Genomic DNA, 25,184 nt, shown 5'->3' with positions numbered 1-25,184 from the left:
CACGTTCGGGTGACAAGGGCGGCCCGGGGGCCGGTTTCTGTCGGACCCGGCTGGGACGCTGGCGGCAGTATCTTCCCCTCTCGTGGTGGGTGGGGGTTTGAGGACGGCTATACGGCGGGTGGGCGTTTCAGAGCAGCGGGCGGACCGATGCGAGGCGGGACCGCCGCACCGCCGCACCGTCGCACCGCCGCACCGCCGCACCGCGGCGATGCCGCGCCGCGACGCCGCGCTTCGACACGGTGCCTCGCCGTGGCGGCCCGGCTCGGGCCGAGGAGCACAATGAGCGCATGGCACTAGTGACCGCAGTACTGCACCGCGGCGTCGTCGACTCCGACGCGCCGCTCCTGTGCGCCGACGACCTCGGAGTCCTCCGCGGCGACGGCGTCTTCGAGACCATCAACGTCCGCGCCGGGCAGGCGTTCCTGCTCTCGGAGCACCTCGACCGCATGGCGAACTCCGCGCGCCGCATGGAGTTCGAGCTCCCCGCGAAGGAGGACATGGCCGAGCTCGCCGAGCAGGCCCTGGAGGCCTGGCGCGAGCGGGCCGACGGAGAGGGCGCGCTGCGCCTGGTCGCCACCCGCGGCCGCGAGCACGGCGGCCCGCCGACCGTCTACGCGACGGTCGATCCCGTTCCGCGCGAACGGATCCTGCCGCGCCGGGACGGCCTGAAGATCGCCACTGCGACCTTGGGGGTGAATGCCGACGCGCGGGGTGAAGCCCCGTGGCTTCTAGGCGGCGTCAAGGCACTCTCGTACGCGTCGATGATGGCGGTGACCCGCTGGGCGAAGACCCAGGGCGCGGACGACGCCCTGTGGGTCTCGGCCGACGGGTTCGCCTTGGAGGGCCCGACCTCGTCCCTGCTGTGGCTGGAGGGCGACACCCTCTGCACGACACCGACTTCCGCGGGCATCCTGCCGGGCACGACGAGCGCGTACCTGCTGGAGCAGGCGCCGAAGGCGGGATTGAAGACCGTCGAGAAGCTGATCTCGGTGCGGGACTTGAAGAACGCCGAAGCGGCGTGGCTCAGCTCCTCCGTACGAGGTGTGGCCTTCATCACCCAGATCGACGGCGAAGTGGTCGATCAGCGCCCCGACATCACGGCTGAGCTGGACAAACTCGCCGGCTTCGAGGTCCCCGAGTAACGGTTTGACATCGTTTCCCAGGTTCTTCCCAGCCTCAGTACAGGCCACGCCCAGAGACGGTCCTCATAGTAATGAGTGTTCCGGTCACGCCGACAAGCCAAACGGACGGACATGGGCAGTCTTCCGGGAGGCACGGAACAATCCGGGGGCACAAAACCAGTAAGGGCAATCGGGCACAGCCCTACTGGTGCCAATGAAAAGTGGAGCTCCTCCACTTTATCGGGGCCGCAGCGAATGGGCAAGCGCTGCGGCCCCATTAACGTGTAACAGGAACGACACGAAACCGTCTCGGCCGCATAGGGAATGTGAGTCCCCGCCGCTCACAGCGCCTTTCAACCAGCTGCAAGGACTTTCCCCGGGTTGAGGATGCCGAGCGGGTCGAGCGCGCTTTTGATCCGTCGCTGCACCGCGAGATTCACCGGGTCGACTTCCTTTGCGAGCCAATCGCGTTTGAGTATTCCCACGCCGTGTTCACCGGTGATGGTGCCGCCCATGGCGAGTGCCATCTCCAGGATCTCGTCGAACGCGGCCCGGCCGGCTTCGAGCGAGGCCGGGTCCTCGGGGTGGACGATGATGTTGGGGTGCAGGTTCCCGTCTCCTGCATGGGCGATGACGCCGATAACCACGCCGTGCCTGGCCGCGGCGGCCTGGACGCCGTCGAGCGCTTCGGCGAGGCGCGAGCGCGGCACCGCGATGTCGTCCACGAGGACCGTGCCCAGACGCTCCATGGCGTGGTAGGCGCTGCGCCGTGATTCGAGGAGCGCGTCGGCCTCTTCGGCGTCGGTGGCGCGGTAGACCTCGGAGGCGCCGGATTCGTTGCAGAGCGCTTCGATCGCGGCCAGTTCCTCGGCTGGGTCGGAGTCCGCGGCGACGAGCAGCATCGCGGCCGCCTCGGTCGGCAATCCCATGGGCCGCAAGTCTTCCAGGGCACGCAGGTGCACGTTGTCGATGAGTTCGAGCAGACTCGGCTGCGCCCCGGACGCCATGATCGCGGTGACGGCGCGGCCGGCGTCGGCGGTGGTCGCGAAGACGGCCGCGAGGGTGAGCCGCCCGGCGGGGACGGGGGAGAGCTTGACCGTGGCCTCGGTGATGACCCCGAGGGTCCCTTCGGATCCGCAGAAGAGGCGCACGAGGTCGTACCCGGCGACGCCTTTGGCGGTGTCGCGGCCGCAGCGCATGACTTCGCCTGAGGCGAGCACGACTTCGAGGCCGAGCACGTACTCCGGGGTCGTGCCGTACTTGACGCAGCACATGCCGCCGGCGGCGGTGGCGATGTTCCCGCCGATGGTGGAGATCTGCCATGAGCCCGGGTCGGGGCTGTAGCGGAGGCCGAATTCGCTGGCGGCGAGGGTGATCGCGGCGTTGAGCACGCCGGGCTGGCAGACCGCGAGGCGGTTCACGGGGTCGATCGAGAGGATGCGGTCCATCGGCGAGACGTCGAGGAGGATCGCGCCGTCGACGGCGGTGGCGGCCCCGGCGAGGCCGGTGCGGGCGCCTTGCGGCACAACGGGAGTGCCGAACTCGGCGGCGACCCGGAGCGCGGCGCTGACCTCCTCGGTCGACCGCGCCCGGATGAGCGCGACGGCCCGCCCGGGCGGCACCAGCGCGGCGCGGTCCACCGAATGCGAGGCCAGCACATCGGCATCGGTCACCGGCTCGAGCCCGGCCGCGGTCAACGCGGAGATCAGATCGCTCATCCCGCGAGGGTAAGGCCCCGCCGAACCGCCGTCCACAAACCCCCACCCACCACTAGAGGGGAAAGAAGCGTCCGCCGCAAGCTTCCCGCCCGGGGCCGACAGAAACCGGGCTCGCGGGCGAAGGTGTCACCCGAAAGTGTGGCGGTGGTCCGGTGGCGGCGGGTCGAATGACCGCGAACCGCGGCGCGGGGAGCGGTTACGCGTAGGGGTCGGTGTCGATGACGTTGCGGATGATCTGGGCGAGTTCTTCGACGCGGTCGATGCCCTCGGGGTGCGTGGCCGAGCCGCCGGTGAGGACCGCGATCTTGATGGGCTGGTCGGTCTCGCCGTTGATCACGCCGATCGAGTTCACCACCCATTCGCCGCCCATCGAATCGCGTGTGTCCCAGCCGTTCTTCATCCACACGGTCTCGCCGTCGTCGGCCGCGGCCGAGACGCCCCACTGCTGCGACTCCGACAGGTTCCCCATGAGCGAGCGCGCGTACTCGACCTGCTCGGCGTCGAGCACGTCCTCGTACAGCGCGAGCTCCAGCATCCGCAGCTGGTCCACCGCGGTCGTCTGGGTCTTGCCCCACTGCTCGGTCTCGTTCGGGTTCGTGTGCTCGAGCCCGAAGTCGATGTGCGCCTGGCGGATCGCCTCGTGCCCGTCGTCGAACGTGCCGCCGTACAGCATGTCGTTCGTCGCGTCGTTGCTCGAGTCCTTGATCATCGCCTCGGCGCTGTCGAGCAGCCAGTCCGGCACCTGGTCGAGCGTCCCGTACTCCTTGAGCACCATCGTGAGGATCTCGACCTTCACGATCGACGCCGTGTCGTGCTGCGTCTCGCCCTCGTACGCGAGCTGGAACTCGCCGTCGTCCACCGCGACCGAGGCGTAGAAGTTCTCGTCCTCGAGCCCCGAGACGTATTCGGCGACGGCCGCGTCGAGGTCAGTCTGCAGCCGCTCCTGGGCGGCGGCGCGCAGCTCCTCCTCCGAAGGCTGCATCGAGGAGTCGTCGTCCACCGACTCCTGGGACCCCGGCAGGGTCCCCTCGGCGGAACCGCCGGTCCCGCCGTCGTCGCCGGAGAGGTCGACCACGTAGATGACGGCCGCGATGAGCACGGCGATCGCCGGGACGGCGAGGAAGGGCCAGAGCCGTCGCGAGGGGGCGTGCTTGGGCTGGGAGGTCACAGCAGGAACCTGACTTCGGTGCGGGGGCGCGAATGAAATGCTGCGGCCCACGCTAAAGCAGTCTTCGAAGCAACCACAAGCAGGGTTGATTGAGAGTTCAGTAACGGTTGCACAACACCGCCTGGATCACCGCGGTGATACTGCTCTCTCCAAGGTTTCTCGCACGTCCGCGCCCGGCAACGGCGAAGCGCCCGCCACTGGGGCGGGCGCTTCGTTCTGGCCTGTCATCGGCGGGGCCGTGAGGCACTGGGACTGGCGTTCGGAGTGGGACCTGGGGAGGAAATGACCATCAACGAGCGCCCGAACCGCAGTGCCTCACGGAGACTCCACCGCACCGCGCCTCGGCCGTCCGGCCCGCGAAGCGCGGGCCTGGTCGGGGCCGGTGAGGCACCGGGCCGCGGGCTGCCGGTCGCGCCGGTTCCGCACCCGGCCGCTCGGCACCCACGGCGAGACTTGCGCGCCGTGGACCTGCGCCCGCGACGCCTGCGCGCCGTGGGCCAGGGCCGGGGAACCGTGTGCGGGAGCGGTCGCGGCGGCTTGCGGCGCCGGGCTCGTGGCGGGGACCGGCGTCATGCCGTCGCCCGCTGTTTGAGGAGGGTGCGCGTGACCGCGGCGGCCACACCCACCAGGCAGATGATGGCCAGGAGCGCGAGCAGTCCGTTCGCGCCGTCGGCCACGGCCTTCGGGTCGACCGCGACGACCTCTTCATCGACGGCCGGGGTGTCGGCGCCCGTGTCGGAGCCGTCGCTCGACGGCGGCGGACCGAACGCGTTCACCTCTTCGTCGACCGCGGGCTCCTCTGCAGCGGCGGCCGGGTCCTCGGCGTCGGGGTCCGCGGCGTCCGGGCCCTGCTGGGCCTCGCCGGCACCGTCGGAGACGCCCGAGCCGTGGTCCTGCGGGTCGTCCTGGGGCGCTTCGTCCTCGTCGTCGCCGCCGGTCGCGGGCAGCTGCACGTCCCCGGCGGACTCGTCCTCGTTCTCCTGCTCATCGGACTGGGCCTCGACCACGTGCACCTGCGCCGACTCGTACTCGGCGAACAGCCCGTGGCAGTTCGGGACCATCGCGACCTCGGCCGAGCGGTTCATCTCGAACACCTGGCTCGAGTCCGGGCTGATCTCGTAGACCTCGTCGCCCACATACAGTTTCGCGTCGGTGCCCAGGTCGTTGCTGTACCGCACCTGCGAGCCCTGCTCGACCGTCAGCTCCGCGGCGTCAGGGGCCGAGGACGCCGAGACCAGGCCGAGCGTGCCGCAGTCGCCGCTGAACACGACCTCGCTGTCGCTCCCCGACTCCGGCTCGTCCGCCGTCGCGATGCTCACCCCGGCAGCGCCGCCGACCGCGAGCATCGAGGCCGCCGAGATGGCGGCCAGGCGCGACTTCCGCCGGTGCGCGCGCCGGTCCATGGCCTCCTGGATCGCGGGCGCGAGCCGGCCGTCGTTCACCGGGTACGGCAGCGGAGGACGCGTCTGGGCCCGGGACTGCTTACCGGGCTTCGTGGTGTGAATTCCCATGCTTGCGTCTCTCCAACTGCGTCTTCGACCGGATGACGACCGGATCCTCAGCGCGAATCAGGTCTCAACACCGTTCAACGAGCGGCCCCGGGAAAGGTGACGGCCCCGCCCGCCCCGAATCCGCCGCCGCGCCCGCGATCCGTCCTCATGCGCCCGTACCGGGCGGCGCGCCCGTCCGTAGGATGTCCGTGACAGCACCGAGCGAGGACCGCGAGAACCCCATGGCGACGACCAAGCCCGACACCGAGCCCGCCGAGCGCGAGCCCGAGGCCACCCCGCCCGCGCGCCCCGCGGACGAGGTCCCCCGGACCGGCACCGGCGACAGCAGCATCCGCGACCACGAACGCTGGCAGCGCTTCGCCGGCGGCGAGGACCCGCCCGAGACCGTCAAGCCGGGCCGCCTGCGCGCCCTCGGCCGCGCCCTGCGCCGCGCCGCCCGCAGCGAATGGACCATCGCCGGGCTCACCAGCGTCCTCCTCGCCCTCGCCATGACCTGGCCCCTCGCCAAGCATCTCGACGACCGCATCCCCCACGACACCGGCGACCCGCTCCTCCTCACCTACATCCTCGGCTGGGTCGGCCACGCCCTCCGCGAGAACCCCGCCGGGATCTGGGACACCAACAGCTTCTGGCCCCTCGACGACGCGTACCTCTTCACCGACACCCTCATGGGCTACGCGCCGGCCGCGCTCCTCATCACCAGCCCCACCAGCGCGCTCGTCGTCTACAACGTGCTCTACATCGCCACGTTCGCCCTCGCCTTCCTCGGCGCGTACGCCCTCCTGCGCCAGCTCGGCGCCCGCGTAGCCGGCTCGGCCGTCGGCGCCGCCGCCTTCGCTTACGCCCCTTGGAAACTCGGCCAGGCCGGGCACCTGCAGGTGCTCTCCAGCGGCGGCATCGCGCTCGCCCTCGCGATGCTCGCCCGCGGCCACGGCTACTCCCTGCGCGGCGGGTTCAAACCGGAGCGCCAGCGCCCCGGCTGGATCCTCGCCGGCTGGCTCACCGCCCTGTGGCAGTTCGCGATCGGCGCCGGCCTCGGCATCCCGTTCGTGTACCTGCTGCTCGGCATCGGCGTCGTCGTCGGGCTCCACTGGCTGGCCAAGCGGCCGCGCCTGCGCTGGCAGACCTTGGCCGCCAACGGCATCGGCGGCTCCGTGTTCAGCCTCGGGGTGCTGTGGATCGCGGACAAGCATGCCGTGGTCGCGAGCGCCTACCCCGAGGCGGTGCGCGACGCCGAGTACATCAGCTGGTTCAGCCCGACTTGGCAGAGCTTCATCATCGCGCCGCAGGAGTCGCGCGTGTGGGGCGCGGCGCACGAGGCGGCGCGCGCGGAGTTGACGTGGGCTCCCGAGCAGGCACTGCTGGTCGGCTTCACGCTGGCGGCGCTGGCGCTGGCGGGCCTGGTGTGGTCGTGCTGGACGGGGTGGCAGCGGGTCTGGCTCGCGCTCGGCGGCGCCGTCGTGTTCGCGATCGCCATGGGCCCCAACTTCCTCGACGACGGCTCGTGGGCGTGGGCGCTGCTGTACGAGTACGCGCCGGGCTGGGACGCGATCCGCACGCCGGGCCGCCTGGCGATCTACCTGACGTTGATCCTGGCGGTGCTCGCGGCGGGGACGCTGACGCGGATCGCCGACGAGGCGGACGACCTCTCGCACCGCGCCCGTGTGGACAAGCGCCTGAAGGTGAAGGCGCCCAAGCGGGTGCACGCGCTGCTGTTCCTGCCGATCGGCCTGGTCCTTTGGGAGGGGCTGACCGTCGCGCCGTACGCGGAGGTGCCGGAGGCCCCGGTCGACATGTCCGAACTGGAGGGCCCGGTGCTGTTCCTGCCCGCGGGCGGGAACGACACGAAGGTCCAGTACTGGAGCCTCGACGGCTTCCCGGAGGTCGCGAACGGCGTCGCGGCGTTCACGCCCGACGAGCAGGCGGGGATCCGGTCGATGTCGATGGGCTTCCCGGGCGAGGACGCGATCACGTCCCTGCGCGAGGCCGGGATCGAGACCGTGGTGGTCCTCCCGGGTTCGCTGCCGGGGAGCGACTGGGCGGGCATGGACACCGAGCTGGACCCGTACGGGGTCGAGGTGGAGCGCACGGACACGGCCGTGGTCTACGACCTCAACGCCGACTGACCGGCGCCGACCGCGGGTCGGCGATTTCGATGGTGACCTGTCTCATGCTTCAGTCGCGACAATGAGATGTCGTGTAATCTAATTACACGACATTTATTCGAGGAGTCTCCATGGAAACGCAGCCCGACCCCATCGCCCGCGTCGCCGCCATCAGCACCGGATCCGTCGCGATCCGCCCCGAACACGTGGGCCCCACCTGGAAGAACACCTACTTCTGGCTGCTCACCTCCACCCGGTGGACCGCGCCCCGGCCCATCAACGTCTACGTCGTCGAGCACCGCGACGGGCTCGTCCTCTTCGACACCGGACAGGACCGCGCCTCCGTCACCGACCCCGCCTACTTCCCCTCCGGACCCCTCGGACTCATCTACTCCCGCCTCGCCAAGTTCGACATCGGCGCCGACGACACCCTCACCGCCCGACTCGCCCAGCTCGGCTACCGCGCCGCCGACGTCGACAAGGCCGTCATCTCCCACCTCCACCAAGACCACATCGGCGGCCTCCGCGAGCTCGGCCGCAGCACCGAACTCCTCCTCAGCCGCCCCGAATGGGACTCGCTCGCCAAACCCCTCCCCGAAGCGCGCGGCCTCCTCCGCTCCCACATCGACCTGCCCGGCCTCAACTGGCGACCCGTCGATTACGAACCTCTCGCCGAGCCCGAACTCGCCCCGTTCACCACCGGCCTCGACCTCTTCGGCGACGGCGCCCTCACCCTCCTGCCCACCCCCGGCCACACCCCCGGCTCACTCTCGATGCTCGTGCGCCGCCCCGGAAGAGCGCCGCTCCTCATGGTCGGCGACCTCACCTACGACGCCGACCTCCTCGCCGCCGGGAAACTCCCCGGCGCCGGCGACAAGCGCCGGATGGCCCGAGCCGTCGCCGACGTCAACGCCCTGCGCGCACACCACCCCGGTCTCACCGTGCTCGCCGCGCACGACCCGAACGCGGCCGCCCTCCTGGAGAGCGCGCTCACCGCTCACAATGGGTCCCATGCGCCGAGCTGAAGCATTCCGCTACCTCGTCCTCGCGATCCAACGCGAAGGCAACCGGCTGCTCGCGGCCGAACTGCGCCCGCTCGGCCTCACCCCCTCCCAGGGTGAAGTCGTGCGGGTCCTCGCCGACCACGCCCCGCTCACCCTCCAAGGCCTCGGCGAACTCCTGGTCTGCGAGACCGGCGGCAGCCCCTCACGCCTCGTCGACCGCCTCGTCGCCGCCGGCCTCGTCCACCGCGAAGCCGACCCGGACGACCGCAGATGGATCACCTTGACCCTCACCGAGACCGGCCGCGACACCGCCGCCCGCGTCAAGGAGATCGAGGAGCGCCTGCACGACACGATCGACGAACTCACCGCGGGCGGACCGCTCGACGAGACCCTGGACCTGTTGCGCCAGTTCGCGAACGCCTTCCCCTCAGGGCAGGCGCTCGCGCGCCGCGAAGCCCGCCGTCACGACTGAACGCGGACGACGCTCACGCGGGTCCCATCGGGGTCATGAACGTCAGCGAGCCGACCGCGTCGAGGCGCGGCGGCGAGTGGAGCGGCGAGGACGTCACGTCGAACGTGCGGTGCACGCCGCGGTGCTCGATTCGCATGAGACTGCGTTCGAGCGCGTCGGTCTGCAGCGTCTGGACGGGCGCGAGCCGGGCGAGCTCGGAGTCGACGAGCGGGTGCGCGCCGGCCGTGAAGTCGAGGAAGCGGATGCCCGCGTCCAGGAACCGCGGCATGTCGATCTCCACCGCCGGACCGAAACCGAGCACGCGCCGGGCGGCGCGGGAGACGGCCACGATCCGCGTGTCGGCCGCGAGCAGCAGGCAGGCGTCGGCGCTGGCGGTGACGGCGGTGCGCCAGGGGGCCAGCGCCGGATCCAGCCTCCTGCCATCGGGTCCGGGCGCGGAGGCCCGAAGCGGGATGACGAGTTCGAGTTGCGTCAATTGGGCGTCCCGGGGGTAGTCGTAACGCTCAGTCTGTCCACGTTAACAGAGATAAGTTGATCTTCGTCCCCCGCGCGTCTACCCTCAGATCATGAGTGCTGATGACGCGCCTGCTTTCGGTGTCGATTCCGAGGTGGGGCGCCTGCGCAGCGTCGTGCTCCACCGCCCCGGGGGTGAGCTGCGCCGCTTGACCCCGCGCAACAACGGGGCGCTGCTGTTCGACGGGATCCCTTGGGTGGAGCGGGCTCAGGCCGAGCACGACCGGTTCGCGGGCACGCTCCTCGAGCACGGCGTCGAGGTCCTGTACGTGGGCGCGCTGCTCGCGGAGTGCCTGGAGCTGCCGGAGGCGCGCGAGGCGGTGAGCGTCTCGGTGACGGCCGATCCGCGCCTGGGGCAGACCCTCGGACGCGAGCTCGCGGCGTATCTCGCGGACCTGGAACCGGAGCGCCTCGCGGCGGTCCTGGTGGAGGGCTTGACGAAAGAGGAGTTCGGCTCCTCGTCTTCGCTGCGGCACAAGATGATGCGCCCCACCGAGTTCGTGATCGACCCGCTGCCGAACATGATGTTCACCCGCGACTCCGCGGTGTGGATCGGCGACGCGGTGGCCGTGACCAGCCTGGCGATGCCAGCGCGGCGGCGCGAGACGACGCTGACGGGCCTGATCTACCACCACCACCCGCGGTTCGCGGCCGTGCCGAAGCTGTACGACCCCTCGCTGGAGCACCTGGAGGGCGGGGACGTGCTGGCGCTGGCGCCGGGCGTGCTGGCCGTGGGCGTCGGCGAGCGCACCACTCCCGCGGGCGCGGAGCGCTTGGCGCGCAAGGCGTTCGGGCGGGGCCGGATCCACACGGTGCTGGTCGTCCCGATCGCGCAGCGGCGGGCGACGATGCACCTGGACACGGTGTGCACGATGGTCGACCGCGACCGCATGGTCATGTACGCGCCGGCCGAAGAGCGCCTGGAGGCGTACACACTCACCAGCGCCGACGGCGGCGCGACGCTCGACATCGAAGGGCCGCGGCGGTTCCTGGACGCGGCGGCCGAGGCGATCGGCGTGGATCGGATCGAGATCATCCACACCGGCGCGCGCGACGTGGTGACGGCCGAACGCGAGCAGTGGGACGACGGCAACAACACCCTGGCCCTCGCGCCCGGTTTGGCGGTCGCGTACGAGCGCAACACGGTCACGAACGCGCGCCTCGAGCGCGCGGGCATCAAGGTCCTCACGATCCCCGGTTCCGAACTCGGCAGCGGCCGAGGCGGCCCGCGGTGCATGTCGTGTCCGTCCGCCCGGAGCCCGCTGGGAGGCTGAACCGGCTCGGCTCAGGACGGGGACAGACTCCATTCGCCGTCGGCGATGACGATCACCACGCCCGGGCCCGACGTGACGGCGACGGTGCCTTCGTAGGGTCCGATCTCGTTGACCAGCAACTCCGAGCCGAAGAGCGAATCGCTCACGTAGACGATGGCGAAGTTCGACTCGCCGTCGTGCGACAGCGCCCAGGTGGCGGGCCCGCCGGTGTACAGGTACACCCCGTCGCCCTGAGCGGCTTGGGAATCCGAGAACTCGGGGGCGTCGGTCACCGGGGCGACGGTGATCTCCCAGTCGCCGTCGGCGACGATCTCCAGCGCCGCCGCGTCCTCGCTGAGCTCGTCCATGCCGTAGGCCGTGGTGCCCTCATATGAGCCGATGACGTTGATGGGCAGCTCGGACATCGCGTTGCCCGAGTCGAGGACGCTGAGGGCGAAGTTCGACGAGCCGTTGTGGCTCGCGGTGATGATGCCCTGCGGTGCGGGCAGATCGATCACGCTGTCTCCGGTTCCCGATTGGGTCACGGGCTCGAAGGACGAGAACTGGGAGAAGAAGTCCTCCGTATCGGTCTCCTCGGACGGTTCCTCGTTGGTTTCGCTGGGCTCGGGAGACTCGCTGGTCTCGGCCTCGCTTGTTTCGGGCTCGCTGGTCTCGGCCTCGCTCGTCTCGACCTCGCTGGTTTCAGGCGGCTCGCTCGTTTCTGCGGGCGTGCGACTCGCTTCCTGCGGTGACGAGTTCGGGGCGCTGTACGGGGCGCCGCCGCTGGCCTCCTCGGTTCCGGTTCCCGTGCCGGGCTCGGAGCCGTCTTCGCAGCCGTTGGCTGCCGCGGTGAGGAAGAGGACGGCGACTCCGGCCGCCAACATCAAGCGCCGCAAGCGCCCCGGAGGCATCGCGGTGCTGAAAGGCTTGTGGTCCTTGGGATCCGGCTGGGCATGATCGGTGCGACGCATGATCGCCACCTTTCGCTCGCAATCGATCCAGCGAGGCAAACAGACTGGCCGTCAAGGAGAGTCTAGGAAGGCCGCCGCCCGATAGCGCTCACTATCGGGTATCGCGCCCCTGGTCCGAGCCTCGTTCGGCCTCGGCCGTCCCAGTGCATCCGTCGGCTCCCGGAATCAGTTGCGCGAGCCGGGAATGTCCGGTATCGCATGGCATCGCCCGGAGACGACGCGAAGGCCGCGCCCGATCGGGCGCGGCCCTCGTGTCAGCGGTGCGGTCCTAGATGTTGGCCGCGATGTCCTTGCGGTAGTAGCCGCCTTCGAGCTTGACGCCCTCGGCGAGCGAGTAGGCCTCCTGGCGGGCCTGGGCGACCGAGGCGCCGGTGCCGACGCAGTTGAGGACGCGGCCGCCGGTGGCGATGAGCTGGCCGGAGGCGTCGAGCGCGGTGCCGGCGTGGAAGACCCCGGCCTCGTCGGCGCCGTAGAGCGGGCGGCCGGTGACCGTGGTCCCCGGGTAGCCCTCGTTGGAGACGACGACGCACACGGCCGCGCCTTCGCGCCACCACAGGTTGCCGAAGTCCTCGAGCTTGCCGGTCGCGGCCGCGTGCAGCAGCTTGCCGAGCGGGGACGCCAGGAGGGCGAGCACCGCCTGGATCTCCGGGTCGCCGAAGCGGGCGTTGAACTCGACGACTTTGAGGCCCTTCGAGGTCAGGGCCAGGCCGCAGTAGAGGGTGCCGACGAACGGGATGCCGCGCCCGGCGAGCTCGGCGAGGGTCGGCTCGGCGACGCGCTCCATGATCTCGGCGACGAGGTCGTCCGGGGCCCACGGCAGCGGCGTGTACGCGCCCATGCCGCCGGTGTTGGGGCCGGTGCCGCCGTCGCCGATGCGCTTGAAGTCCTGGGCGGGCAGCAGCGCCTTCGCGTGCGTGCCGTCGCTCACGACGAAGAGGGAGACCTCGGGGCCGTCGAGGTACTCCTCGATGACGACGCGCTCGCATTCGAGCGCGTGCGCGAGGGCCTGGGCGCGGTCGTCGGTGACGACGACGCCCTTGCCGGCGGCGAGGCCGTCGTCCTTGACGACGTAGGGCGCGCCGAACTCGTCGAGCGCGGCCTCGGCCTCTTCGCGGGTCTTGCAGACGCGCGCGGCGGCGGTCGGGACGCCCGCGGCGGCCATGACCTCCTTCGCGAAGGCCTTCGAACCCTCGATGAGGGCGGCTTCGCCGCTGGGGCCGTAGACCGGGATGCCCTTGGCGCGCACCGCGTCCGCGACGCCCGCGACGAGCGGGGCCTCGGGGCCGACGATGACGAGGTCGGCCGCGGAGGTCACCGCCAGGGAGGCCACGGCGGCCGGGTCGGTCTGGTTCACCGGCACGCAGTCGCCCAGGGCGGCCATGCCGGGGTTGCCCGGGGCGCAGATGAGCTTGGTGACGGATTCGTCCTCGGCCAGCGACGCCGCGAGGGCGTGCTCGCGGCCGCCGGAGCCGATCAGGAGTACTCGCACAAGGTCAGTTTACGTGGCGGATACGTGCAGGTTAACCGCCACGCCGAGTGGTTCCCGCAACTCGGGACTGCGCGCCCGCGACTTCAGGGGGTCTCGGCGGGCGGTTTCGGCGCGGGTGGCGGGTTCGGGACCGCATGCCGGGCGCGGCCCCGGCGGTCGCACGGCTGGCGCGTTCGGGACCGCGCACCCGGCGTGGTTCGCGGCCGTGTCCTCTTTCGGGTGACATCGGCGCTCCGGGACCGGGTTTTCGTCGTACCCGGCGGGGACGGTGGGAGCTACGTTCGGTCCCCCGGGTGGGTGGGGGCTAGGGATGGTCTGACAGTGACCCACCCTTACTAGGGCGGGTATGCCCGCAGCCGCCGCCGGGCGGGTCACCGTCGGCGACCGACCATGCCGGTCCGTGCGCGCGGGGTGTCATCATTGCCGCGTGACTGCGAATGTGCTCGCCGAGCGTTATGCCTCCGCCTCGATGCGCGACATCTGGGACCCCGTCGGCAAGATCAAGGCCGAGCGGCGCCTCTGGCTCGCCGTCCTCAAGGCCCAGCACGACCTGGGCGTCACCGTCCCCGACGGTGTCATCGCCGACTACGAGCGCGTGCTCGACCAGGTCGACCTCGCCTCCATCGCCGAGCGCGAGCGCGTCACCAAGCACGACGTGAAGGCCCGCATCGAGGAGTTCTCCGATCTCGCCGGCCACCAGCACATCCACAAGGGCATGACCAGCCGCGACCTCACCGAGAACGTCGAGCAGATGCAGGTCCGCCAGTCCCTCGAACTGGTCCGCGACCGCCTCGTCGCCGCCCTCGTGCGCCTCGCCGCCCGCGCCGCCCAGCACCGCGACCTCGTCATGGCCGGACGCAGCCACAACGTGCCCGCCCAGGCCACCACCCTCGGGAAGCGGTTCGCGACCTGGGCCGAGGAGCTCCTCGCCGCCCTCGACCGCATCGAGGACCTCCTCAAGCGCTACCCCCTGCGCGGCATCAAGGGCCCCGTCGGCACCGCGCAGGACATGCTCGACCTCTTCGACGGCGACACCGCGAAACTCGCCGAGCTCGAGACCCGCGTCGCGAACCATCTCGGCTTCGACCGCGTCATGGACTCGGTCGGCCAGGTCTACCCGCGCTCGCTCGACTACGAGGTCGGCTCCGCGCTCGTCCAGGCCGTCGCCGGGCCCTCCTCGGCCGCGATCACGATCCGCCTCATGGCCGGCGCCGAGCTCGCCACCGAGGGCTTCATGCCCGGCCAGGTCGGCTCGTCCGCCATGCCGCACAAGATGAACACCCGCTCTTCCGAGCGCGTCAACGGCCTCGCCGTCGTCGTGCGCGGCTACGCGGCGATGCTCGGCGAGCTCGCCGGCGACCAGTGGAACGAAGGGGACGTCTCCTGCTCGGTGGTCCGCCGCGTCGCCCTCCCCGACCTCTTCTACGCCGTCGACGGCCTGTATGAGACCTTCCTCACCATTCTCGACAACTTCGGGGCCTACCCGGCCGTCATCGGCGCCGAACTCGACCGCTACCTCCCCTTCCTGACCTCCACAAAGGTCCTCATGGCGGCCGTCAAGCAGGGCGGGGGCCGCGAGGACGCGCACGAGGCCATCAAAGAGCACGCCGTCGCCGTCGCCCGCGCCATGCGCGAGAGCGGCCAGCGCGAGAACGACCTCTTCGACCGCCTCGCCGCCGACCCGCGCCTGCCCCTCGACCGGGCCGGCCTCGACGCGCTCGTCGCGAATCCGGGTGAATTCATCGGCGCCGCAGGCGATCAGGTGGACCGCGTCGCCGAAAGAGTGGCTTTGGCGGCGAAATCGCACCCCGAGGCCGCGTCCTACCGGCCGGGAAACATCCTATGACTCGCTGTGACCTGGCACCGTCCTCGTAGCTCGGCACTGGCCCTGGTCAGGGCCGGTGAATATGCTTGCCCTGTTGTCCCGTCCATGTGACCGACAGGAGTGCGCCCGTGGCCCGTGTAGTGGTCGACGTGATGCTGAAGTCCGAAATCCTCGACCCCCAGGGCGAGGCCGTCCTCGGGGCGCTGCCCCGCCTCGGCGTCAACGACGTGTCGTCGGTGCGGATCGGCAAGCGCGTCGAGATCGAGTTCGACGAGAACGCCCAGAACGTCGAGGAGCAGTCGCGCGTGATCGCCGACCAGCTCCTGGCCAACCCGGTCATCGAGAGCTTCTCGCTGTCCATCGAGGGCGCATGAGCGCGCGGATCGGGGTCGTGACCTTCCCCGGCTCGCTCGACGACCGGGACGCCGCCCGCGCGGTGCGCCTGGCCGGCGGCGAGCCGGTCGCGCTGTGGCACGACGACGCCGCCCTCGCGGGCGTCGACGCCGTGTTCCTGCCCGGCGGGTTCTCCTACGGGGACTCGCTGCGCTGCGGAGCCATCGCCCGCTTCTCGCAGGTGATGGACACCGTGAAGGCCGCCGCCGCCCAGGGGATGCCCGTCCTCGGGGTGTGCAACGGCTTCCAGGTGCTGTGCGAATCGCACCTGCTGCCCGGCGCGCTGGTGCGCAACGCCCACCTGCGCTACCGCAACCGTCCCGCGCGCCTGCGCGTCGAGACCTCGCGGACCGCGTGGACCCGGCTCTACCAGCCGGGCGCCGAAGTGGTCTTCCCCGCCAAGCACGGCGAGGGCCGGTACGTCGCCGACGAGGCCGTCCTCGACGAGCTCGAGGCGGACGGCCGCGTGGTCTTCCGGTACCTCGACAACCCGAACGGCTCGATGCGCGACATCGCCGGGGTGACCAACGAGGCCGGGAACGTCGTGGGCCTCATGCCCCACCCCGAGCACGCCGTCGACGAGCTGACCGGCCCGTCGGACGACGGGCTCGGCGTCGTCGCCTCCGTCCTGGCCCACCTCACCGGGGCCGCCGACACCAGTGGAGTCAGCCGATGAGCCATCTCAACGTCGCGGTCGACACGGTCGGCGTCGCCGACGCGACCCCGGACGAGAAGCAGCCGTGGGCCGAACTGGGCCTGAAAGAGGACGAGTACCAGCGGATCCGCGAGATCCTGGGCCGCCGTCCCACCCAGTCCGAGCTCGCCATGTACTCGATCATGTGGTCCGAGCACTGCTCGTACAAGTCCAGCAAGGTGCACCTGCGCCAGTTCGGCGAGAAGAACCCGAAGACCCCGCGCCTGCTGGCCGGGATCGGGGAGAACGCCGGTGTGATCGCCATCGACGAGAACATCGCCGTCACCTTCAAGGTCGAATCCCACAACCACCCGTCCTATGTGGAGCCCAAGCAGGGCGCGGCCACCGGCGTCGGCGGCATCATCCGCGACATCATCGCCATGGGCGCCCGCCCGATCGCGGTCATGGACTCCCTCCGCTTCGGCGCCATCGACCACCCCGACACCGCCCGGGTCCTCCCGGGCGTGGTCGACGGCGTCGGCCACTACGGCAACTGCGTGGGCCTGCCCAACATCGGCGGCGAGACCTACTTCGACCCGTGCTACCAGGGCAACCCGCTCGTCAACGCCCTCAGCGTCGGCGTCATGCCCCGCTCGCGCCTCCAGTCCATGCAGGCCAGCGGCGTCGGCAACACCGTGATCCTGCTGGGCGCCAAGACCGGCCGCGACGGCATCGGCGGCGTCTCCGTGCTCGCCTCCGCCACCTTCTCCGAATCGGGCGAGGACGACGCGCGCCCGAGCGTGCAGGTCGGCGACCCGTTCACCGAGAAGCTGCTCATCGAGGTCTGCCTCGAGCTCTTCGACGCCGGCCTCGTCGTCGGCGTCCAGGACCTCGGCGGCGCCGGCCTCACCTGCGCGCTCAGCGAGACCGCGGCCGCCGGCGACGGCGGCATGCACGTCGACCTCGAACTGGTCCCGCTGCGCGCCAAGGGCATGGAGCCGCAGGACATCCTCGCCTCGGAGTCGCAGGAGCGGATGCTCCTCATCGTCGACCCCGCCAAGGCCGAGGAAGTCCTCGCGCGCTCGCGCCGCTGGGGCCTGCTCGCCACCGAGATCGGCACCGTCACCGACACCGGCCGCCTCGTGATCGACTTCCACGGCCAGACCGTCGTGGACGTCCCGCCGAAGTCGCTCGCCGACGAGGGCCCGGTCTACCACCGGCCCATCGCCGAACCGAACGACCTGCAGCTCATCGCCGTCGACCGCGCCGAGACCCTGCCGCGGCCCACAAGCGATGAGGAGATCCGCCAGACCGTCCTCGACATGGCCGCCAGCCCGAACCTGTGCGACAAGTCCTGGATCACCGAGCAGTACGACTCCTCGGTGTTCGGCAACACCGTCCTCGGCACGCCGCACGACGCCGGCGTCGTCCGCCTGGACGAGACCACCGGCGTCGGCATCGCGATCTCCCTCGACGGCAACGGCCGCTTCGCGCGGCTCGACCCGTACGTGGGCGCGCAGCTCTCGCTCGCCGAGGCCTACCGGAACGTCGCCGTCACCGGCGCCACCCCGATCGCCATCAGCGACTGCCTCAACTTCGGCTCGCCCGAGGACCCGCACGTCATGTGGCAGTTCGAGCGGGCCGTCACCGGCATCGCCGACGGCTGCCAGAAGCTCGACATCCCCGTCACCGGCGGCAACGTCTCGTTCTACAACCAGACCGGCCGCGACGCCATCCACCCGACGCCCGTCATCGGCGTGCTCGGCGTGATCGGCGACGTCCGCCGCCGCATCCCCCTGGGGCTCGGCAAGACCGGCGACACCATCGCGCTCATCGGCGAGACCCGCGAAGAGCTCTCCGGCTCCGAATGGGCCTCCGTCAAGCACGGCCACCTCGGCGGCGTCCCGCCGATCGTCGACCTCGACCACGAGATGAAGCTCGCCGAGCTCATGTCCCGCCTGGCCGAGACCGAGCAGCTCGCCGCCGCGCACGACCTCTCCGAGGGCGGGCTCGCGCAGACGCTCGTGGAGGCCATCTGCCACTCCGGGCTCGGCGCGCAGATCCTCCTGCCCGAAGGCGCTGACCCGTTCACGTACCTGTTCTCGGAATCCTCCGGACGGGTGCTCGTGGTCATCCCGCGCGGCCAGGAACTGGCCGTGCGCACCGCCTGCGAGCAGCGCGCCCTGCCGATCACGCCGCTCGGCGTGACCGACGCGAACACCGACGGCCTGCACCTGCGGGACCACTTCGACATCGGCCGCGCCGAACTCGAAGCGTCCTGGAAGGGCCGCATCGGCGCCCAGCTCGGCGAGTAGCGCCGGAAGAACGTGGACCGCCCCGGGGCTTCGGCCCCGGGGCGGTCGCGCATAAGTAATAAGGAGAAGGCCTCACGCAATGGCTCAGCCGAGCGGTTCCCCCGTGGCCGCCGCGAGCGGCAGCAGGTCGCTCAGGTCGGCGCGCTGACCCGAGGCCGAGACCTCGCCGGCGGCGAGCGCCTCCCGCCAGCCCTTGCGGCCGGTCGCGAGGAGCACGAACACGAGCGGTTGACATTCGACGACGTTCGGCGGCGTGCCGCGCCGGTGCCGCGGGCCCTCGACGCACTGCACCGCGCCGTACGGCGGGACGCGCACTTCCACGGTATGACCTGGGGCTTTCGCCGCGAGCGCCTGCAGCAGCTCCCGGACGGCGCCTTTCAGCGTCTCCCGATCGGGCGCTTCACCGTTGTCGATCGCGGCCATGGCATCGACCACAGCGTCCACGAGGAGACCTCCGAACCACGTTAGACTGCCCGTTACGGCACGTCGCCGAACGGGCGTGCTCAAGCGAACGCGCTCGGGCGACCGGGCGCCGCATGAACGCCGCAGTGCCTGCACCCCGGTCCCGTGACCGAAATGAGACCAGGCATAGTGGCGACGACGACCCGCTTCCGTGGGTTCGTCGTGCCCGCCCGTGGCAGATCGCCGCGAGTGGCGCTGGATGGCACATGCCCAGGAGGGGATGTAGATGACCGGAGCGGCCGAACCGAGCGGGACCCAGACTAACGTCCCGCGGTCCCGGCGCGGAAGACGGGGTGGCCTGCGCACTCGCCTGGCCGGCCTCGCCGCGGCGGGCGGTGTGCTCCTCGGTCTCCTCGCGTTCCCGCAGGCGGCCGCCGCGCAGGACGTCGGCGGCTGGTTCAACGGGGGATTCAACCCGAACCCGGTGAGCGTGGGCGGGCAGGCCTCGGTCATCTCGTTCACGGTCATGAACAACAACCCCGTGCAGCCCAAGGACATCTCGATCAAGGCGAAGGTCGACGGGCTCAACGACTACATCTCCGCGATCGACAACGACGGCGGCGCCGGCCTCTGCACCCGCGAGGACGCGGACAAGGTCAAGTGCGCGCAGGTCGAGCCCGGCGGGCAGCGGACCATCTCCTTCAGCGTCTCCACCGTCACCGAGTCCGAGCTGCCGAGCGGCGAGACCGCGGACGGGAGCTTCACGGTCGACTTCGAGGGCCAGAGCCAGTCCAGCGGCCTCAGCGTCGTCGGCACCGCCACCGTCTCCACGGTCTCCACGATCAGCGGCGAGGTCACCTCGAACGCCGAACCCGTGCCGGGCGCCAAGCTCGAGCTGACCGACGGCGAGGGCGGCGAGCACGAGGCCACCACCGACGACAGCGGCAAGTACGAGTTCACCGGCGACGCCTCGAAGCCGATCGCCCCCGGCGACATGACGCTGCACATCACGGCCGAGGGCTTCGAGGACAAGGACGAAGAGCTCACCGTCAACGAAGGCAGCCAGACGTACACGCTGAACGTCACGCTCGCGAAGGTCCAGGCCGCCGAGCCGTCGACCGACGCGGCGACCTCCGACGCGGCCACGAGCGAGGCCGAGTCGAGCCCGGCCGCGAAGGAGAGCGGCGGCGGCATGTCCGGCACGCTCATCTTCCTCATCATCATCGGCGCGCTCCTGGTCATCGGCGGCATCGTCGGCATCTTCTTCCTGCTGCGCGGCGGCAAGGACGACAAGGACGACGACGGCGAGACCTTCGCCTCCGACACCCCGCCCGACCACACGCCGACCGCGGCCCAGGTCGGGACGCCCGGCGTCTACCAGGCCGCCCCCGGCCCCGAAGCCGACGCGCCGACGATGATCCACCCCGGCGGCCTCGTCGGCGGGGCCCCGGCCGCGCCGACCCAGTTCGGGCCCGCCTACGGCGGGTCGGACTCGACGCAGGTCATGCCGCAGGGCGGCTTCGGCGCCGCGCCCGGGATGCCCGGCGGCCAGGTCGGCCCCGACGGCACCACGATCCTCCCGGTCGTCAAGCAGCCCGGCGGGCCCGGCGCCTCCGACGCCACGCAGATCATGCCGCAGGCAAACCTCGGCTCGCCGCCGCCGGCCGCGCCGCCGAGCCCGTACGGCGACGCCACGCGCCCGCACCCGAGCCCTTCGGCCCCGCCGAACCCCGCAGCGCCTGTGAACCCCTATGCCGACCCCGCCGCGACCCGGCCGCACCCGGGGCCGTCCCCGGCGGGCTCGCCGAGTCCCTACGGCGACTTGGGTTCCACGCGCCCGCACCCGGCCCCGACGCCGCCGCCCGCGACCGGGTCGATGTTCGACCCGCACCCGGGCAACGCGGCCCAGGAGCAGGGCTACAGCGCGCCGAGCGCCCCGCGCGACCAGAGCTACGGCCCGCAGGGTTCGCCCAGCGCGCCCCAGTACGGCCCCGGCTCGCAGAACTACAGTGCGCCGCAGGGCGGCCAGCAGGGCTACGGCGCACACGGCTCGCCGAGCGCCCCGCCGAGCGCCCCCCGGAGCGCGCCGCCGAACAGCGGCGACCCGTACTCGAGCCAGTCGATGCGCCGCGACCCGTACGCGCCGCAGGAGCAGCCCCCGCCGCCCACCGGCGACTTCGGGGCCACCCGCGCGATGCCGCAGTACGGCGACCAGCCGCAGCAGCCGCCCGCGCCGTACGGCAGCGAGCCGAACCGCGAGGGCGAAGACCCGGACTCGAAGCGGACCGACCGCCGCAACTGGGGCGAGTGGGACGACCGTCCCCGATCCTGGTAACCGCCAGTCCGACAGACGAAAGCGCCGTGCCGGGCCCCGCCCGGCACGGCGTTCCGCGTTCCGGAGGGGGCCGCCGGCGCCTTTGGTGACCACGTTCACGGCCGGGTGAAACAGGCCTCCCTCAGCCGGTATGCGGCGAGTTTCACCTCTTCAACGAGGGGTCCGGCCCACATCGCCCGTTGTTGGACGGTGGCGACTTCCCGCAGGTCCGATAGACTGTGACTGGCGGTTCCGCCAGATGGCGAAGTTGCAGGCATCTCGGTGCATGCACTGGCGCAACTCGTGAGCCATCGAATCAGCCCAGCAAACTGAGGAGTTGCAGTGGCCCGAGGTGACGGTCGACTCACCACGGAACTCGATCCCGACAATCCCGGCCCCCGCGACGCCTGCGGCGTCGTCGGCATCTGGGCCCCCGGGGAAGAGGTCTCGAAACTCACGTACTTCGGGCTCTACGCGCTCCAGCACCGCGGCCAGGAGGCCGCGGGCATCGCCGTCTCCGACGGCGCGCGCACCGTCGTCTACAAGGACCTCGGGCTCGTCGCCCAGGTCTTCGACGAGTCCACGCTCGCCCCCCTGCAGGGGCACCTGGCCATCGGCCACGCCCGCTACTCCACCACCGGCGCCCCCACCTGGGAGAACTCCCAGCCGACCATCCGGTCCACCTCCACGGGCACCGCGATCGCCTTGGCGCACAACGGCAACCTGGTGAACACCGCCGACCTCCTCAAAGAGGTCGACCGGCTGGGCATCGACATGGGCACCACCACCTCCGACACCCACCTGATCACCGCCCTGCTGGCCGCGCACCCGGACGAGTCCGTCGCCGCGGCCGCCGAGCGCGTGCTCCCGCAGCTCCGCGGCGCGTTCTGCCTGGTCTTCATGGACGAGAACACGCTGTACGCCGCCCGCGACCCGCAGGGCGTGCACCCGCTCGTCCTCGGCCGCCTCGCCTCCGGCTGGGCCGTCGCCTCCGAGACCGCCGCGCTCGACACGATCGGCGCACACTTCGTGCGCGAGGTCGAGCCCGGCGAGCTGCTCACCATCGACGAGCACGGCCTGCGCTCCACCCGGTTCGCGAACCCCGAGCCCAAGGGCTGCCTCTTCGAGTACGTCTACCTCGCCCGCCCCGACACGAAGCTGGCCGGGCGCAACGTCTACGCCACCCGCGTCGAGGTCGGCCGCACCCTCGCCCGCGAGTACCCGGCCGAGGCGGACCTCGTGATCGGCGTCCCCGAGTCCGGCATCCCGGCCGCGATCGGGTTCGCGGAGGAGTCCGGGATCCCCTACGGCCAGGGCTTCACCAAGAACCAGTACGTGGGCCGCACCTTCATCCAGCCCTCGCAGTCCTTGCGGCAGTTGGGCATCCGCCTGAAGCTCAACCCGCTTGTGGACCAGATCAAGGGCAAGCGCCTGGTCATCGTCGACGACACGATCGTGCGCGGCAACACCCAGCGCGCCCTCGTCCGGATGCTCCGCGAGGCCGGCGCGGTCGAGGTCCACATCCGCATCTCCGCGCCGCCGGTCAAGTGGCCGTGCTTCTACGGCATCGACTTCGCCACCCGCGCCGAGCTCATCGCCGGATCGCTCGACACCGACGGCATCCGCGCCCAGATCGGCGCCGACTCGCTCGGCTACGTCTCGATGGACGGCCTGGTCCGCGCCACCGAGCAGCCCGCGTCCCGGCTCTGCATGGCCTGCTTCGACGGCCAGTACCCCATCGAACTGCCCGCTTCCGACCTCATCGGCAAGCACCTCATGGAAGCGCCGCAGGCAGCGAAGCCCGGCACCCAGCGATCGACCGAAGCGAGCACGCAAGTGCGGGAAGGGACCACAGCGTGAGCAGCGGCACCACCACTCCGAGGACCATCTCCTACCAGTCCGCGGGCGTCGACATCGACGCCGGCGACCGGGCGGTCGACGCCCTCAAGCCCTTGATCAAGAAGACCGTCCGGCCCGAGGTGGTCGGCGGCATCGGCGGGTTCGCGGGGCTGTTCGCGCTCGACACCGAGAAGTACAAGAAGCCGCTGCTGGCCTCCTCGACCGACGGCGTGGGCACCAAGCTCGTCATCGCCCAGAAGATGGACATCCACGACACGGTCGGCATCGACCTCGTCGCGATGGTCGTCGACGACCTCGTCGTGTGCGGCGCCGAGCCGCTGTTCCTCCTTGACTACATCGCCACCGGCCAGGTCGTGCCGGAGAAGATCGCCGACATCGGCGCGGGCATCGCGGACGGCTGCCGGTACGCCGGCTGCGCGCTCATCGGCGGCGAGATCGCCGAGCACCCGGGCGTCATGAAGCCCGACGACTACGACATCTCCGCCACCGGCGTGGGCGTCGTCGAGGCCGACCAGCTGCTCGGCCCCGAGCGCGTCAAGCCCGGCGACGTCGCGATCGCCATGCGCGCCTCCGGCGTCCACTCCAACGGCTTCTCGCTCGTGCGCGAGGCCCTGTTCGGCGTCGGCAAGATGGACCTGGGCACCGTGGTGCCCGAGTTCGGCAACCAGCGGACCCTCGGCGAGGAGCTGCTGACCCCGACCCACATCTACGCCAAGGACTGCCTCGAGCTCGCCAAGGAGTGCGACGTGCACGCCTTCGCGCACATCACCGGCGGCGGCATCGCCGGGAACCTCGTGCGGTCCGTCCCCGAGGGCCTCCAGATCGAGGTCGACCGCGGCACCTGGGCCCCGAACCCCGTGTTCGACGTCGTCCAGCGCATCGGCGGCATCGGCGCCGAGGAGATGGAGCGGACCTTCAACATGGGCATCGGCATGGTCGCCATCGTCGCCCCCGACCAGGTGGACCGCTCGCTGGCGGTGCTCACCGCCCGCCACGTCGAGGCCTGGACCATCGGCGAGGTGGCCGAGGGCGACGCCGGCGTCAAGCTTTCGGGTGACTATCTGACGGCTGGCTAGGGATCTCCGGGTCCCCTTCGGGACCCGGCCCTTCCGCCTCGGCCGCTTCGAGCGCCTCCCGGTGCTGCTTCGCCTTCGTGCTGAGCCACAGCCAGATCAGGCCGAGGGTCGGCAGGACCGCGGCGGAGATCAGCGCCGGGATCAGGTGCAGGGTCGGCGTGAGCATGACGCCGAGGATGAGCAGCACCGAGATCAGGATGGTGCGGCGCGTCGCCGGGTCGAAGACCTTGAGCGGGCCGAGCGGGATCGTGTGCCACGGCACGCGCTTGGCGCTGCGGATGATGATGAGGCCCAGCAGGAACCCGGCCGGCTCGTCCGAGAGCCAGTGCTGGCCGAGGTACACCTGCGAGGTGAAGACGATGACCGGCGGGGCGATGAGCAGCGCCCAGCGCGCCCACGCGGGGATGACGTGGCCGATGAGCATCACGATGAGGCCGAACAGCAGGATCGAGTTCACGGCGTGCCCGGAGGGGAACGCCGTCGCGTCGACGATGGCGCCGCCGCCCTCCGCGTGGTAGGTGAAGAGCATCGGCCCCTCGGGCGAGACCTCCAGCAGTTTGAACGGGTGCTGCGAGAGCGGCCGGCCCAGCAGGTGCTTGAGGCCGAGGATGCTCGCCAGGGTGATGAACGAGATGACGTACATCAGCAGCGGCCGGATCGACCGGGACCGCAGCGCGCACCAGATCGCGATGAGCAGCGTCACCGTGGCCACCGTGCGCGCCTGGCCGAACTCGGCCCCGCCCCTGGCGACCGCGGTCAGCCATTCGAGGTCGTTGGCGTCCACGGCCCACAGGCGCACCTCGAGGTCGAGGTGCACGAGCCACGACGGGTAGCTCACGAAGAACGCGAGCGCGAGGAAGCCCAGGAACATGAAGAGGTCGGGCCACCAGCTCTTGGGGCGCTTCCCGTACGGTTCCCAGTCGAACCAGCCCACGGGGATGTAGCGGCGCAGCGGCGTGATGATCTGTCCGACGAACGCATCGTCACGGACAGTCACACCTCGGTCCGTGATCCCCGCGCTCCTGCGCGCGGTCGTCGAC

20 protein-coding genes are annotated in these 25,184 nt (G+C 71.1%); 12 read left to right on the top strand and 8 right to left on the bottom strand.

Translation table 11 applies throughout. From position 1 onward, the window contains the following. Positions 1-287 precede the first annotated feature (287 nt). Positions 288-1,142 (top strand): aminotransferase class IV, encoded by an 855-nt coding sequence (locus tag O2L01_RS23490; RefSeq protein WP_270124483.1) that lies wholly within the window; start codon positions 288-290, stop codon positions 1,140-1,142. A 332-nt stretch (positions 1,143-1,474) separates the two neighbouring features. Here O2L01_RS23490 and O2L01_RS23485 read toward each other — a convergent pair whose 3' ends face one another. From O2L01_RS23485 to O2L01_RS23475, 3 genes are all read right to left on the bottom strand, one after another. Continuing rightward, on the bottom strand, positions 1,475-2,839 hold the full coding sequence (locus O2L01_RS23485) for an FAD-binding oxidoreductase (protein ID WP_270124481.1): 1,365 nt from the start codon (positions 2,837-2,839) through the stop codon (positions 1,475-1,477). 196 nt (positions 2,840-3,035) lie between these two features. Next, positions 3,036-4,007 (bottom strand): serine hydrolase, encoded by a 972-nt coding sequence (locus O2L01_RS23480; RefSeq protein WP_270124480.1) that lies wholly within the window; start codon positions 4,005-4,007, stop codon positions 3,036-3,038. Between the two features lie 569 nt (positions 4,008-4,576). Continuing rightward, the gene (locus tag O2L01_RS23475; protein WP_270124479.1) at positions 4,577-5,518 is read right to left on the bottom strand and encodes a hypothetical protein; all 942 of its coding nucleotides are present in this window, start codon (positions 5,516-5,518) and stop codon (positions 4,577-4,579) included. A gap of 188 nt (positions 5,519-5,706) precedes the next feature. Here O2L01_RS23475 and O2L01_RS23470 point away from each other — a divergent pair, with 188 nt between their 5' ends. From O2L01_RS23470 to O2L01_RS23460, 3 genes are all read left to right on the top strand, one after another. After that, positions 5,707-7,644 carry a hypothetical protein gene (locus O2L01_RS23470; protein ID WP_270124478.1) on the top strand — a complete coding sequence of 646 codons (1,938 nt, stop codon included), beginning with the start codon at positions 5,707-5,709 and terminating at the stop codon, positions 7,642-7,644. 110 nt (positions 7,645-7,754) lie between these two features. Then, on the top strand, positions 7,755-8,648 hold the full coding sequence (locus O2L01_RS23465) for an N-acyl homoserine lactonase family protein (protein ID WP_270124477.1): 894 nt from the start codon (positions 7,755-7,757) through the stop codon (positions 8,646-8,648). After that, positions 8,635-9,099 carry a MarR family winged helix-turn-helix transcriptional regulator gene (locus O2L01_RS23460; protein WP_270124476.1) on the top strand — a complete coding sequence of 155 codons (465 nt, stop codon included), beginning with the start codon at positions 8,635-8,637 and terminating at the stop codon, positions 9,097-9,099. The genes O2L01_RS23465 and O2L01_RS23460 overlap by 14 nt, the downstream gene beginning before the upstream one ends. Before the next feature lie 13 nt (positions 9,100-9,112). On the opposite strand, the gene O2L01_RS23455 is transcribed toward O2L01_RS23460, so the two are convergent. Next, the gene (locus O2L01_RS23455; protein ID WP_270124475.1) at positions 9,113-9,574 is read right to left on the bottom strand and encodes a hypothetical protein; all 462 of its coding nucleotides are present in this window, start codon (positions 9,572-9,574) and stop codon (positions 9,113-9,115) included. 91 nt (positions 9,575-9,665) lie between these two features. Between O2L01_RS23455 and O2L01_RS23450 the strand changes: the two genes are divergently transcribed. Next, on the top strand, positions 9,666-10,886 hold the full coding sequence (locus tag O2L01_RS23450) for an arginine deiminase (RefSeq protein ID WP_270124474.1): 1,221 nt from the start codon (positions 9,666-9,668) through the stop codon (positions 10,884-10,886). Between the two features lie 11 nt (positions 10,887-10,897). On the opposite strand, the gene O2L01_RS23445 is transcribed toward O2L01_RS23450, so the two are convergent. Together O2L01_RS23445 and purD are read right to left on the bottom strand one after the other, a co-directional pair. Continuing rightward, positions 10,898-11,836: a hypothetical protein gene (locus O2L01_RS23445; protein ID WP_270124473.1), complete on the bottom strand. Its 939-nt coding sequence runs from the start codon at positions 11,834-11,836 to the stop codon at positions 10,898-10,900. Positions 11,837-12,104: 268 nt separating this feature from the next. Next, on the bottom strand, positions 12,105-13,325 hold the full coding sequence (gene purD / locus O2L01_RS23440) for a phosphoribosylamine--glycine ligase (RefSeq protein WP_270124471.1): 1,221 nt from the start codon (positions 13,323-13,325) through the stop codon (positions 12,105-12,107). 427 nt (positions 13,326-13,752) lie between these two features. Here purD and purB point away from each other — a divergent pair, with 427 nt between their 5' ends. From purB to purL, 4 genes are all read left to right on the top strand, one after another. Beyond that, the gene (gene purB, locus O2L01_RS23435; protein WP_270124470.1) at positions 13,753-15,171 is read left to right on the top strand and encodes an adenylosuccinate lyase; all 1,419 of its coding nucleotides are present in this window, start codon (positions 13,753-13,755) and stop codon (positions 15,169-15,171) included. Between the two features lie 107 nt (positions 15,172-15,278). Continuing rightward, on the top strand, positions 15,279-15,524 hold the full coding sequence (purS, locus tag O2L01_RS23430; RefSeq protein ID WP_205324642.1) for a phosphoribosylformylglycinamidine synthase subunit PurS: 246 nt from the start codon (positions 15,279-15,281) through the stop codon (positions 15,522-15,524). Beyond that, complete coding sequence (purQ, locus tag O2L01_RS23425; RefSeq protein ID WP_270124468.1) at positions 15,521-16,219, top strand: phosphoribosylformylglycinamidine synthase subunit PurQ; 699 nt, start codon at positions 15,521-15,523, stop codon at positions 16,217-16,219. The genes purS and purQ overlap by 4 nt, the downstream gene beginning before the upstream one ends. Beyond that, positions 16,216-18,492, top strand: coding sequence for a phosphoribosylformylglycinamidine synthase subunit PurL (gene purL, locus O2L01_RS23420; protein WP_270124467.1), 2,277 nt, complete (start codon positions 16,216-16,218; stop codon positions 18,490-18,492). The genes purQ and purL overlap by 4 nt, the downstream gene beginning before the upstream one ends. An 84-nt stretch (positions 18,493-18,576) precedes the next feature. Here the strand turns inward: purL and O2L01_RS23415 are convergent, their stop codons facing one another. Then, positions 18,577-18,915, bottom strand: coding sequence for a sterol carrier family protein (locus O2L01_RS23415; RefSeq protein WP_344469300.1), 339 nt, complete (start codon positions 18,913-18,915; stop codon positions 18,577-18,579). A gap of 376 nt (positions 18,916-19,291) precedes the next feature. Here O2L01_RS23415 and O2L01_RS23410 point away from each other — a divergent pair, with 376 nt between their 5' ends. The 3 genes from O2L01_RS23410 to purM all read left to right on the top strand — a co-directional run bounded on the left by O2L01_RS23410 (position 19,292) and on the right by purM (position 24,144). Beyond that, a complete protein-coding gene (locus tag O2L01_RS23410; protein ID WP_270124465.1) occupies positions 19,292-21,229 on the top strand; it encodes a carboxypeptidase regulatory-like domain-containing protein in 1,938 nt (645 codons plus the stop codon). A gap of 321 nt (positions 21,230-21,550) precedes the next feature. Further along, entirely contained in the window at positions 21,551-23,068 is a 1,518-nt protein-coding gene (purF, locus tag O2L01_RS23405) for an amidophosphoribosyltransferase (protein WP_270124464.1), read from the top strand. After that, positions 23,023-24,144, top strand: coding sequence for a phosphoribosylformylglycinamidine cyclo-ligase (gene purM / locus O2L01_RS23400; protein WP_374727666.1), 1,122 nt, complete (start codon positions 23,023-23,025; stop codon positions 24,142-24,144). The genes purF and purM overlap by 46 nt, the downstream gene beginning before the upstream one ends. Here the strand turns inward: purM and O2L01_RS23395 are convergent. Further along, positions 24,110-25,141, bottom strand: coding sequence for a phosphatase PAP2 family protein (locus O2L01_RS23395; protein WP_270124462.1), 1,032 nt, complete (start codon positions 25,139-25,141; stop codon positions 24,110-24,112). The two genes, purM and O2L01_RS23395, sit on opposite strands and share 35 nt — an antisense overlap. Positions 25,142-25,184: the final 43 nt, after the last annotated feature.

This window comes from Glycomyces lechevalierae, assembly GCF_027622945.1.
Lineage (GTDB): Bacteria > Actinomycetota > Actinomycetes > Mycobacteriales > Micromonosporaceae > Glycomyces > Glycomyces rutgersensis.
Note: the sequence above shows the minus strand (reverse complement) of the source record. Positions and strands in the feature narration are given on the sequence as shown.